This window comes from Streptomyces sp. NPDC005794 (assembly GCF_042871445.1).
In the GTDB taxonomy this organism is placed as follows: Bacteria; Actinomycetota; Actinomycetes; order Streptomycetales; family Streptomycetaceae; genus Streptomyces.
Window position 1 is genome coordinate 1 of sequence record NZ_JBIAIN010000036.1, and the last position, 11,848, is coordinate 11,848.

Consider the following 11,848-nt stretch of genomic DNA (forward strand, 5'->3'; position numbering starts at 1 on the left):
CGACACACCCCACCCAACGCCACACCACCGGTCCGGGACACGCCCGGACCGGTCACATCATACGAATCAACGACCCGCGAAGTCCGGGCCTAGACTGGTGTGCTGCACGCCACGTACGTACGTTCCGCCCGAGAGGCAGTCCGCCACCCATGAAGCTCGTCTTCGCAGGCACCCCCGAGGTAGCCGTTCCCGCTCTGGACGCCCTGATCGCCTCCGACCGCCACGAGGTGGCCGCCGTGGTGACCCGCCCCGACGCGCCCGCCGGGCGGGGACGACGGCTGATCGCCAGCCCCGTGGCCGAGCGCGCCGAGGAGGCGGGCATCGAGGTGCTCAAGCCCGTCAGGCCGCGCGACGAGGACTTCCTGGCCCGGCTCCGGGAGATCGCCCCGGACTGCTGCCCCGTCGTCGCGTACGGCGCGCTGCTGCCCAAGACCGCACTCGCCGTCCCCGCCCGCGGCTGGGTCAACCTGCACTTCTCGCTCCTCCCCGCCTGGCGTGGCGCCGCACCCGTGCAGCACGCGGTGATGGCCGGCGACGAGGTCACCGGCGCGTCGACGTTCCTGATCGAGGAGGGGCTGGACTCGGGGCCGGTGTACGGCGTCCTGACCGAGGAGGTCCGGCCCACCGACACCAGCGGTGATCTGCTCACCCGGCTCGCCTTCGCGGGCGCCGGGCTGCTCGCGGCGACCATGGACGGCATCGAGGACGGCACCCTGCACGCCGTCCCGCAGCCCGCCGAGGGAGTCACCCTCGCACCCAAGATCAGCGTCGAGGACGCCCAGGTGCGGTGGTCCGAGCCCGCGCTCCGGGTCGACCGCGTGGTGCGCGGCTGCACCCCCGCCCCGGGGGCATGGACGCTCTTCCGCGGTGAGCGCCTCAAGCTGGTCCAGGCCGTGCCCGTCCTGGACCGTACGGATCTGGCCCCGGGCGAGCTCTCGGCGGGCAAGAACAACGTGTACGTCGGCACCGGCTCGCACGCCGTGGAGCTCCTCTGGGTCCAGCCGCAGGGCAAGAAGCCGATGAGGGCCGCCGACTGGGCACGAGGCGTGCGCATCGCCCACGGGGAGCTGCTGGGACTCTGAGACCGGGGAGGGGGTGTCCGGCTCCGGCGACGTACGCTGGACGGGTTCGCCCCCTCACCATCAGCGGAGCACCTTTCACGTGAACGACCAGCAGCGTCGCCGTCCCGCCAAGCCGCATCGCCGTCCCCAGAAGGACCCGGTCCGGTTCCTCGCCTTCGAGGTGCTCAGGGCCGTCGACGAGCGCGACGCCTACGCCAACCTCGTCCTCCCCCCGCTGCTGAAGAAGGCACGGGCCAAGGGCGACTTCGAGGGCAGGGACGCGGCGCTCGCGACCGAGCTGGTCTACGGCACCCTGCGCCGGCAGGGCACGTACGACGCGATCGTCGCCGCCTGCATCGACCGGCCGCTGCGCGAGGTCGACCCTCCGGTGCTCGATGTGCTCAACATGGGCGTCCACCAGCTGCTCGGCACCCGCATCCCCACCCACGCCGCCGTCTCCGCCAGTGTGGAGCTGGCACGGGTGGTGCTCGGCGAGGGCCGCGCCAAATTCGTCAACGCGGTGCTGCGCAAGGTCACCGCGCACGACCTCGACGGCTGGCTGGAGCGCGTCGCGCCCTCGTACGACGAGGACGCCGAGGAGCACCTCTCCGTCGTCCACTCGCACCCCCGGTGGATCGTCTCCGCCCTCTGGGACGCCCTGGGCGGCGGCCGAGCCGGGATCGAGGACCTGCTGGAGGCGGACAACGAACGGCCCGAGGTGACGCTGGCCGCCCGCCCCGGCCGCTCCACCACCGACGAGTTGCTGGACGCCCTCGGCGAGGAGAGCGGTCTGCCCGGCCGCTGGTCGCCGTACGCCGTACGGATGGCCGAGGGCGGCGAGCCCGGTGCCCTGGCCGCCGTACGGGACGGCAGCGCCGGTGTGCAGGACGAGGGAAGTCAGCTCGTCGCCGCCGCCCTGGCCAACGCTCCGGTCGAGGGCGCTGACACCCGGTGGCTGGACGGCTGCGCGGGACCGGGCGGCAAGGCCGCGCTGCTGGCCGCGATCGCCGCCGGACGCGGCGCCACCCTGCTCGCCGCGGAGAAGCAGCCGCACCGAGCCCGGCTCGTCGAGCGCGCGCTGGCCGGCAACCCGGGGCCCTACCAGGTGATCACCGCCGACGGGACCCGGCCGCCGTGGCAGCCCGGCTCCTTCGACCGGGTCCTCATGGACGTGCCCTGCTCCGGTCTCGGCGCGCTGCGCCGGCGCCCGGAATCCCGCTGGCGGCGCCGCGCGGACGACCTGGAGAGCTTCGCCCCCCTGCAACGCGGTCTGCTGCGCGAGGCGTTGAAGGCCGTACGGATCGGTGGCGTCGTCGGTTACGCGACCTGCTCGCCGCACCTCGCGGAGACCAGGGTCGTCGTGGAGGACGTACTCAAGGGACGTGGCGGAGCGCCGGTCGAGGCGGAGTGGGTCGACGCCCGTCCGCTGCTGCCCGGCGTGCCCGCGCTGGGCGACGGGCCCGACGTCCAGCTGTGGCCGCATCTGCACGGCACGGACGCCATGTATCTGGCTCTGCTGCGCCGCACGGGCTGAACCCGGCGGCGCAGCACGCGTCCGTCAGCGCGGGCGGTCGCCCGCGACGGCGACGCGTTCGGCCACCCTGCGGTGCGGGGCATAGTCGTTCACGGCGTAGTGCTGCGTCGCCCGGTTGTCCCAGAAGGCGACGTCACCCGCGCGCCAGGTGAAGCGCACCTGGTACTCGGGCACATGGGCCTGCTGGAACAGCAGGCGCAGCATCCGGTCGCTCTCCTCCTGGTCCCAGCCCACGATCCGGGTGGTGAACGAGGTGTTGACGAAGAGCATCCGGCGTCCGGTGTCGGGATGCGTCCGCACCACCGGGTGCTCGACCGGCGGGAAGCGGTCCTGGAAGGGGACCAGCCGCTCCTCGGGGGTGAACCGCGCGAACCCCGGCACGAAGTCATGCACCGCACGCGCTCCCTCCAGGCGCGCCTTCACCTCCGGCGCAAGGTTGTCGTACGCGGCGGCCATGTCGGCCCACATCGTGTCGCCGCCGTACGGAGGTACCTCGCGCAGGTGGAGGACCGCGCCGAGCGCGGGCCGTTCGCGGAACGTCACATCGGTGTGCCAGACGTTCTCGAAGCTGGGCGTGGACGAACGGTCGAAGCGCGCCACCTGCGGATCGTCCCCGACGGCCAGCAGGGGATTGGTCTCCAGCTCGCCCCAGTTGCGGGCGAAGGAACGCTGCTCGGCCGAACTGGGGTGCTGCCCGCGGAAGAAGAGCACCTTCCACTCCAGCAGCGCCCGGTCGAGCTCAGCGCGCACGGCGGGCGTGAGCGGACGGGTCAGGTCGACGCCGCTGATCTCGGCCCCGATGACCGTGCCGAGCGGAACGACGTCGAACAGCGTGTAGGGCCGGTCGGGCTGACCCGGCGCCAGCCTGCGCAGCTCGCGGGGGCCTTCGTACAGTCCGTCCGGGGGCAGCGGGGAGGCGCGTAGCGCGGGGCCGGAACCGACGGACGCGGTGAGGGACATGGGGACTCCTGTCTGCGTGGGGCGTGCGGGAGGCCGCTCGTAGGGGTGGGCGGCCTCCGTCGGTCAGCGGGCCGCGTCGCGTACCGCCGAGCCGATCTCGGCGCGCAGCGCGGCGTACTCGGGCAGTCCCCTCAGCCCGTCCGGGTCTTCGTTCCCGGTACGGGGCAAGGGGATCGGGACGTCCAGTGCGACCGTACCCGGCCCTGCGCTCAGGACAACCGCGCGCGTGCCGAGGAAGACGGCCTCGTCCACGCTGTGCGTGACGAAGACCGAGGTGATCCCGGTCAGGGAGCTGACCGTGCGCAGATCCTCCTGGAGCCGCTCACGTGTGAGCGCGTCCAGGGCGGCGAACGGCTCGTCGAGCAGCAGCAGGTCCTTGCCGCCGGCCAGGGCCCGGGCGATGGCCACCCGTTGCTGCTGGCCCCCCGAGATCTGCCAGGTCCTGCGTCGTGCGGTTCCGGTCAGCCCGACCCGCTCCAGCAACTCCTCGACGCGCGCGGGGCGTTCGGACCGGGGGACTCCCGCGTAACGCAGCGCCAGAGAGATGTTCTCCCCGACCGTGTGCCAGGGGAACAGCCGTGGCTGCTGGAAGACGACACCCGCCTGACGCCCGGGTTCCGGCGTCCCGCCGTGCACGGTGACCTCGCCGGAGGACGCGTGCTCGAAGCCGGCGATCAGCCGCAGCAGGGTGCTCTTCCCGCTCCCGGAGGGGCCCACGAGTACCAGGAACTCGCCGGCGGGGATGTCGAGCGACAGCGGACCGAGGGCCGTCACGGCGTCCGCGCCGCGACCGTAGCGGTGCGTCACCTCGCGTACGGACACGGCGGGCGTGGCCGTCGCCGTACCGGCTTCCCGGGCGCCGTCCCGGGCATCGGCTCGGAGGTCATCCGGAGACTGCATCGCTCAGCCCTTCCACGTATACGGCCTTCTCCAGCTCCGCGAGTTCCGGAGCGGCCGGGATCTGCTTCTGTCCGGCCAGGAACTCCGCAGCGCTCCGCAGGTTCTGTGCCAGGCCGCCGACCTGGCCCGGGCGGCCCAGCCACTTGTCGTCGGCCTGTTCGGCCGGCTTGAGGAAGATGCCCTGCTTCAGCTGGGCGGCGGCGTCCTGAGGACTGGTCCCGAGCTGCTTGCCGACGGCCTCGGCGGCGGCCGACGGGTCGTCATGGATCAGGTCCAGGGCCTCCGCCTGGGCCTTGCGCCAGGCGGCGATGACCTCGGGCTGCTTCTCGATGAAGGCGGTGGACGCCACCCCCAGGTCGAGTGTGGGCTTACCGGACGCGGCCAGTTCGCGGCTGGAGATCAGGGTCGTGCCGGTCTTCCCGAGTTCGTCGAGCGTGGGCAGCCAGACGTAGGCCGCGTCGATGTCCCCGCGCGACCAGGCCGCGACGATGTCCTGTGGTTCGAGGTCGAGCAGATCGACCTTCGACGCGTCCACGCCGGCCTTGTCGAGCGCTGCGAGCAGGCTGTAGTGCGAGGTGGAACTGAAGGGGGTGGCGACCTTGCGGCCCGCGAGGTCCTTGACGTCCTTGATCCCGGAGCCGTCACGGGCCACCAGCGCCTCGTTGTCACCGGCGACATCCAGCACCCAGGTGACCTGGTACGGGATGTTCAGAGGCTCGGACAGGCCGCGCGCCACCGGGCTGGAGCCGATCGCGGCCAGATCGACCGAACCCGCGACGAAGGCGGTGTTGATGGTCGCGCCGGAGTCGAACTTGATCCACTTGATCGTGTGGTCCGGCAGCGCCTTCTCCAGCAAGCCCTTCTCCTTCACGATCAAGTCGCCGCTGGGGAAGGCCTGGTAGCCGATCCGGATCGTCTTTCCGCCGCCCTGGTCGTCACCGCCTCCGCCACCGCCGGTACCGCAGGCGGTGACGACGACGAGTGCCCCCAGAGCGGCGACGAGCAGGGAGGTGCGGCGCAGACCGCGTGTTCCGGGCATGACGTGGTCCTTCGTTCGTTGATCGGTCGGAGGGGGAGCGGCACAGGAACGAGGCCGGACGGTGAGTGCGGGGGCCGGGAGGGTCATGACAGCCGGCGCCAGGGCGCGAGCCGGTTCTCGGCGCCTCGCAGCAGGGCGTCGATCAGCAGGCCGGAGACGCCGATCGCGAAGAGTCCGAGGACGACCACGTCGGACTGGTTGTAGCGCTGGGCGTCGCGGATCATGCCGCCGATGCCGGGCAGCCCGTTGACGGTTTCGGCGGCCACCACCGAGGAGTAGGCGATCCCGAACGCCAGCCGTACGCCGACCAGGATCTCCGGCAGCGCGGACGGCAGGACGACGGAGGTCACGACCTGCGAGCGACGCGCCCCGATGGCCCGAGCGGCCTCCACCAGCGAGGCGGGCGCGGAGGCGACGGCGGACGCGGTGGCCACGGCCACGGGCGGCATGGCGGCGATCGCCAGCAGCCACAGCTTGGGCGCCTCGTCGATGCCGAACCAGATGATCAGCAGACTGAAATAGGCGAGCGGCGGCAGGGTCCGGAGGAAGGCCACCGCCGGTTCGAACACCACTCGCACCCACGGCAGCGTGCCCATCAGCACCCCGGCCACCAGCCCGGCCAGGACACCGGCGCCCGCACCGATCGCGATCCGGCGCAGGCTGATGCCCAGATGCTCGATCAGGGTGTGGCCCTGGTAGCCGCGCACCCCGTCATGGGTGCCGGACGTCTCGACGAGCGCGTCCCAGACGGCCGACGGCGGGGGCACCAGCAACGGCGACCACAGCCGCAGGGCGGTGACGAGCTGCCAGAGGGCGAGCAGCACGACCAGAGCGAGCAGCCGCAGCCCCACCCGGCGCAGTCGCGCCGCCCTCTCCGGTGAGCGGCGGCGGGGAGAGGGTGACGGGGGAGCATGCTCACCGGAGGGCGCCGGGCCGGACGGCTGCTTCTCCGTGCTGATGGACGTGGTCATGGCGGACTCCGTCGAGAGGTGCCGAAGACACCGGGCCGCCGGGGGGCGGACAGGGCCGGGCAGAGGGACGAGGGGCGCGGACGACGGCGCCCGCGGGCAACGAGGGGAGGGGCCCCGCAGAACGTGTGCGGCCGTGCGCCGTACGCGGACGAAAAGCGTCCGGTCCGTTGCGCGGACAGGGTTCTGGAGGGAGACCGCCGGCTCACCCGAGGGGCGGCCGGAAGGCGGGCGGACGACGCCGCACAGTTCTGGTAGCGCTCAGCGCTGCCGGTCCAGGCTCAACAGGAGCAGCTGGTCACACGGCAGAGATCGATGCTGAGGCGTGCCGTCAGGAACTGGTCGCTGATCACGGGGAGTTTGTAACACAGGCGCCTGGTGGGCACCAGGGGCTGTCCGCGTCCTGGTACGGACCGGAACACGCTCGACGGGTCCGCGCTGTCCGCCGGAACCGGTCGGCGGGCCGGTACCGCGCGATGGAATCGCGGGCGAAAAGGGCGGGATTGTGCGAACCGTAATGATCCCGTGAGGCTTTGAGGCGCACCGAGGCGGGGAAGTGGCGCGGAGCATGGCAGGCTGGGTGCATGGCCCAGATCAACCCCAGCATTCTGTCCGCCGACTTCGCACGTCTCGCCGAGGAGGCGAAGGCCGTGGATGGCGCCGACTGGCTCCATGTCGATGTCATGGACAACCATTTCGTGCCCAACCTGACACTCGGCGTACCGATCGTGGAGGCGCTGAGCAAGGCCACGGACACCCCGCTGGACTGCCACCTCATGATCGAGAACGCGGACCGCTGGGCGCCGCAGTACGTCGAGGCCGGTGCGGGCTCGGTCACCTTCCACGCGGAGGCCGCGGCCGCGCCCGTACGCCTGGCCCGGGAGATCAGGGCGAAGGGTGCGCGCGCCTCCATGGCGCTCAAGCCCGCGACGCCCATCGAGCCGTACGAGGACCTGCTCCCGGAGCTCGACATGCTGCTGATCATGACGGTGGAGCCGGGGTTCGGCGGCCAGGCGTTCCTGGACATCATGCTGCCGAAGATCCGCCGCACGCGTGAGCTGATCTCGAAGCACGGCCTCGAGCTGTGGCTGCAGGTCGACGGCGGGGTCTCCGCCACCACCATCGAGCGGTGCGCCGAGGCCGGCGCGGATGTGTTCGTCGCGGGCTCGGCGGTCTACGGGGCCGACGACCCGGCCGAGGCGGTACGGGCGCTGCGCGCCCAGGCGGACACGGCCACGGCTTCCGCACCTTGGGCATGCGGCCACTGAACCAACCGCAGATGAACGCGGCCCGACGGGCCTGATCAAGGATCGCCGGATCTGACAGGATGAACGGCGTATCGAGCGTGTGAACAGCAGTGAGGAGATCGCGGTGTCTGGCATCTCGGCGGGTCGGTCAGCCATGCGGATGGGACCCGCGGAGCTGGTGCAGGCGGCGGCCATGGCCCGCCGGTTCTACCTTGAGGGAAAGTCGAAGATCCAGATTGCCGAGGAGTTCGGCGTCAGCCGCTTCAAGGTGGCCCGGGTCCTGGAGACGGCCCTCGAGCGTGATCTCGTACGGATCGAGATCCGGGTACCGGCGGAGCTGGACGCGGAGCGCTCCGACGCGCTCCGGGCCCGCTACGGCCTGCGGCACGCTGTCGTGGTCGAATCACCGGCGGAGGAGCAGGACGACGCCGCCGATCCGGAGAATCTCGGCGAGGTGGCCGCCGATCTGCTCGGCGAACTGGTGAACGAGGGGGATGTGCTGGGGCTGGCCTGGGGCCGCTCCACCATCCACATGGCGGCGGCCCTCGACCGGCTGCCCCCGTGTACGGTCGTGCAGCTGACCGGCGTCTACGACGCGGGGACGGCGGAGCGCGGCTCGGTCGAGGCGGTGCGCCGGGCCGCACAGGTGTCCGGCGGTGAGGCACATCCGATCTACGCTCCGATGCTGCTGCCCGATCCGGCGACGGCGGCCGCGCTGCGGCACCAGACGGGTATCGCCCGCGCTTTCGAATACTTCGACAAGGTGACGGTCGCCGCGGTCTCCATCGGCTCCTGGGAGCCCGGCATCTCCACCGTCCACGACATGCTCTCGGACGAGGAGCGGGGCCATTACGCCTCGCTCGGTGTCGCGGCGGAGATGTCCGCCCACCTGTTCGACACGAACGGTCGCCGGGTCGGCCGGGACCTCGGTGAGCGGTGCATCACCGTGGAGGCGGACCGGCTGCGCCGGATCCCCGAGGTGGTGGCCATCGCCGGAGGCCAGCGCAAGGCTGCGGCGATCGGCGCGGTGCTGCGCTCGGGGCTGGTCACCAGCCTCGTCACGGACACGGCTGCGGCCGACTACCTCCTGACGGAGTCCGCCGCCGGACAGCGGCCCGCGCTGGAGCGCGCCGACCCGGACGAGTGACCCCGCTCGCGACTGATCCCGATCACGACTGACACCGGGCACGACCGAGGCCGGACGCCCGCACGGGTGTCCGGCCTCCGTCATGCCCGGTGTCAGCGGCCGTTGCAGGCGCCCAGACGCGCGTGTTCCGCGCCCGTGCCGAGGACGGACTCCTCCAGATATGCCCCGGGCTCCGCGTACTGGCTGACATCCGCCGGGTTGTAGCGGGGGGTCTGCCGCGACCAGTCCAGATTCCCGCGCATCCAGCTCCGCATCCCGTCGAGATAGGGCACGAGCAGGCCCGCCAGCTCCGGGTGCCGGTTCAGCAGTTCGTCCTCGGCGGTGAGGAACCGTTGCGTCTCGGTGGCGATCTCGGCGCACACGTGCTCGAGCGCCTGCCGCTTCCCGTAGCCGCGGTGGTGACGGACCAGATGGACGAGATTGTGGATCTCGCCCAGAACCTGCTCCTTCTCGTAGGAGTAGACGTCGTTCGCCCAGCAGACGACGTTGCAGGACGCCTCCAGCGCCGTGATGAACCGGGCGTCGTTGTGGATCGACTCCGGCACGTTCACGCCGGCCACGATCTCTATCAGGTCCATGCACACATGGATCGCTCCGGTGTGCCGGCGCTTGGCGATGTACGTCGCCTCGGACGGCACGACACCGTCGGCCCGGTTTCCGGCCTCCCAGGTGGTGGCGGTCGTCAGATACGTCATGAGGTGCCAGGTGAAGCGGGTCCGCCAGTGGGGGGAGGCCTGCGGGACCGTACGTTCCCACAGGTCCGTCAGGGCGACCAGCGCGGCGGGGGCCTCCTCATCCGGCCGGGGGCCGGGGGCCCTGCCCTCGACCACGGCACGCATCCGTTCCACCACGTCGCGTACCCGGTCGGGACTGCGGCCCAGGTCTCCGTCGTCCAGCTGGTCGTCGACGAGGAAGAGCCAGACGAACCAGTCGGCGACCAGGTCGAGGTGCTCGCTGTTCGCCGTCGGGTGGACCATGGCCACGAAGGCGCCGAAGTCCGCCTGCTCGAAGCGCTGCCTGGCCGATTTTCGATGGACCAGGCCGGTGCGTCGTGTCCAGGTGTCGAGATGTTCGCGGGTGTGCACCACGTGCGGATTGCTCCGCCGGGGGAACGGACAATAGATGTCGGGCAGTTCGCTTTCCACGGGCGGATCCCCATCCTCTCCGGCCAAACGCGTGACAGGTGTTCCAGGCTGGGTGGCGTCGCGCCTACCGCAGGGACCTGCGATTTTGAAGCTACCTGAGGCTCCGTCACCCGGTCCAGGGATAATGATCACGAAGAAGCGATTCCTGTTCGAGTAGGGTCCATGGGTTTCGAGTAGGGTCCATGGGTTTCGAGTAGGGTCCATGGGTAAGGCAGGCTTCCACTTGCCCGGCCCCCGGTACGGCCTCGTTGGAGGAACGGACGAACACGGGAGTCCATTGCTGTGTCTTTGTGGAAACGACCTGCACCGTTTCATATGAAAAAATGGGTGTTATGCGTTTTCTTGAGCCCGGCACAGGTCGTTACACGGCCTCTCCCTCGGTCCCCTACGACCTCACGTACGACGATGTCTTCATGGTTCCCGGCCGTTCCGCGGTCGGGTCCCGGCAGGCCGTGGATCTGTCCTCGCCGGACGGCAGCGGCACCACCATTCCGCTCGTGGTCGCGAACATGACCGCCATCGCGGGCCGCCGGATGGCCGAAACCATCGCCCGCCGTGGTGGTCTGGTCGTGATCCCCCAGGACATTCCGATGGACGTCGTCACCGAGGTCATCGGCTGGGTCAAGACGCGGCACCTCGTGCTCGACACGCCGATCGTGCTGGCCCCCGGCCAGACCGTCGCCGACGCGCTGTCGCTGCTGCACAAGCGGGCCCACGGAGCCGGTGTCGTCGTCGACGCGGAGCACCGGCCGGTGGGGGTCGTCACCGATCACGACCTGACCGGCGTGGACCGCTTCACCCAGCTGTCCGAGGTCATGTCCAAGGACCTGGTCGTGCTCGACGCGGACATCGACCCGCGCGAGGCCTTCAACACGCTCGACGGCGCCAACCGCAAGCTCGCCCCGGCGGTGGACGCGGACGGCCGGCTCGTCGGCATCCTCACCCGCAAGGCCGCGCTGCGCGCGACGCTCTACACCCCCGCGACGGACGCGGACGGCAAGCTGCGGATCGCGGCGGCCGTCGGCATCAACGGCGATGTGGCGGGCAAGGCCAAGCAGCTCCTCGACGCCGGCGTCGACACCCTCGTCGTGGACACCGCGCACGGCCACCAGGAATCCATGATCAGCGCGGTCGCCGCCGTCCGGGCGCTCGACCCGGGCGTGCCGATCGTCGCGGGCAACGTCGTGGCGGCCGAGGGCGTGCGTGACCTCATCGAGGCGGGCGCCGACATCATCAAGGTCGGTGTGGGCCCCGGCGCGATGTGCACCACCCGGATGATGACCGGCGTCGGCAGGCCGCAGTTCTCCGCCGTACTGGAGTGCGCCGCCGAGGCGAAGAAGCACGGCAAGCACGTCTGGGCCGACGGAGGTGTCCGGCACCCGCGTGACGTGGCGATGGCGCTCGCCGCAGGCGCGTCCAACGTCATGGTCGGCTCCTGGTTCGCCGGTACGTACGAGTCGCCCGGCGACCTCCAGCAGTCCGCCGACGGGCGGTACTACAAGGAGTCGTTCGGGATGGCCTCGGCGCGAGCGGTCAAGAACCGCACCTCGGAGGAGTCAGCCTACGACCGGGCCCGCAAGGGGCTGTTCGAGGAAGGCATCTCCACCTCGCGGATGTTCCTCGACCCCACCCGTCCCGGTGTGGAGGACCTGATCGACTCGATCATCGCCGGTGTGCGCTCCTCGTGCACCTACGCGGGCGCGTCCTCGCTGGAGGAGTTCGCCGAGAAGGCGATCGTGGGCGTGCAGAGCGCCGCCGGCTACGCGGAGGGCAAGCCGCTCCACGCCAGCTGGAGTTGATGTCGCGGGGTCCGGCGGATCCGTATCACGGGTGCTCCTGCCCGGCGT

10 protein-coding genes are annotated in these 11,848 nt (G+C 71.1%); 5 read left to right on the forward strand and 5 right to left on the reverse strand.

Going from position 1 to position 11,848, the window contains the following annotated elements; all coding sequences use genetic code 11:
* Window positions 1–149 precede the first annotated feature (149 nt).
* On the forward strand, window positions 150–1,082 hold the full coding sequence (gene fmt, locus ACFYQ5_RS35280) for a methionyl-tRNA formyltransferase (RefSeq protein WP_389203603.1): 933 nt from the start codon (window positions 150–152) through the stop codon (window positions 1,080–1,082).
* Window positions 1,083–1,161: 79 nt separating this feature from the next.
* Window positions 1,162–2,595, forward strand: coding sequence for an RsmB/NOP family class I SAM-dependent RNA methyltransferase (locus ACFYQ5_RS35285; protein WP_389203606.1), 1,434 nt, complete (start codon window positions 1,162–1,164; stop codon window positions 2,593–2,595).
* A 24-nt stretch (window positions 2,596–2,619) separates the two neighbouring features.
* Here ACFYQ5_RS35285 and ACFYQ5_RS35290 read toward each other — a convergent pair whose 3' ends face one another.
* The 4 genes from ACFYQ5_RS35290 to ACFYQ5_RS35305 all read right to left on the reverse strand — a co-directional run bounded on the left by ACFYQ5_RS35290 (window position 2,620) and on the right by ACFYQ5_RS35305 (window position 6,465).
* On the reverse strand, window positions 2,620–3,555 hold the full coding sequence (locus ACFYQ5_RS35290) for a TauD/TfdA dioxygenase family protein (protein ID WP_389203608.1): 936 nt from the start codon (window positions 3,553–3,555) through the stop codon (window positions 2,620–2,622).
* Window positions 3,556–3,618: 63 nt separating this feature from the next.
* On the reverse strand, window positions 3,619–4,455 hold the full coding sequence (locus ACFYQ5_RS35295; RefSeq protein WP_389203609.1) for an ABC transporter ATP-binding protein: 837 nt from the start codon (window positions 4,453–4,455) through the stop codon (window positions 3,619–3,621).
* Window positions 4,439–5,494 (reverse strand): ABC transporter substrate-binding protein, encoded by a 1,056-nt coding sequence (locus ACFYQ5_RS35300; protein WP_389203611.1) that lies wholly within the window; start codon window positions 5,492–5,494, stop codon window positions 4,439–4,441. The genes ACFYQ5_RS35295 and ACFYQ5_RS35300 overlap by 17 nt, the downstream gene beginning before the upstream one ends.
* An 83-nt stretch (window positions 5,495–5,577) precedes the next feature.
* Window positions 5,578–6,465 carry an ABC transporter permease gene (locus ACFYQ5_RS35305; protein ID WP_389203612.1) on the reverse strand — a complete coding sequence of 296 codons (888 nt, stop codon included), beginning with the start codon at window positions 6,463–6,465 and terminating at the stop codon, window positions 5,578–5,580.
* A 581-nt stretch (window positions 6,466–7,046) separates the two neighbouring features.
* Here ACFYQ5_RS35305 and rpe point away from each other — a divergent pair.
* Entirely contained in the window at window positions 7,047–7,730 is a 684-nt protein-coding gene (gene rpe, locus ACFYQ5_RS35310) for a ribulose-phosphate 3-epimerase (RefSeq protein WP_389203614.1), read from the forward strand.
* 139 nt (window positions 7,731–7,869) lie between these two features.
* Window positions 7,870–8,856: a sugar-binding transcriptional regulator gene (locus ACFYQ5_RS35315; protein WP_389203640.1), complete on the forward strand. Its 987-nt coding sequence runs from the start codon at window positions 7,870–7,872 to the stop codon at window positions 8,854–8,856.
* Window positions 8,857–8,948: 92 nt separating this feature from the next.
* On the opposite strand, the gene ACFYQ5_RS35320 is transcribed toward ACFYQ5_RS35315, so the two are convergent.
* Window positions 8,949–10,001, reverse strand: coding sequence for a terpene cyclase (locus ACFYQ5_RS35320; RefSeq protein WP_389203615.1), 1,053 nt, complete (start codon window positions 9,999–10,001; stop codon window positions 8,949–8,951).
* Between the two features lie 332 nt (window positions 10,002–10,333).
* On the opposite strand from ACFYQ5_RS35320, the gene ACFYQ5_RS35325 reads away from it, so the two are divergent.
* On the forward strand, window positions 10,334–11,800 hold the full coding sequence (locus tag ACFYQ5_RS35325; RefSeq protein ID WP_389203616.1) for a GuaB1 family IMP dehydrogenase-related protein: 1,467 nt from the start codon (window positions 10,334–10,336) through the stop codon (window positions 11,798–11,800).
* The last annotated feature ends 48 nt before the right edge of the window (window positions 11,801–11,848 follow it).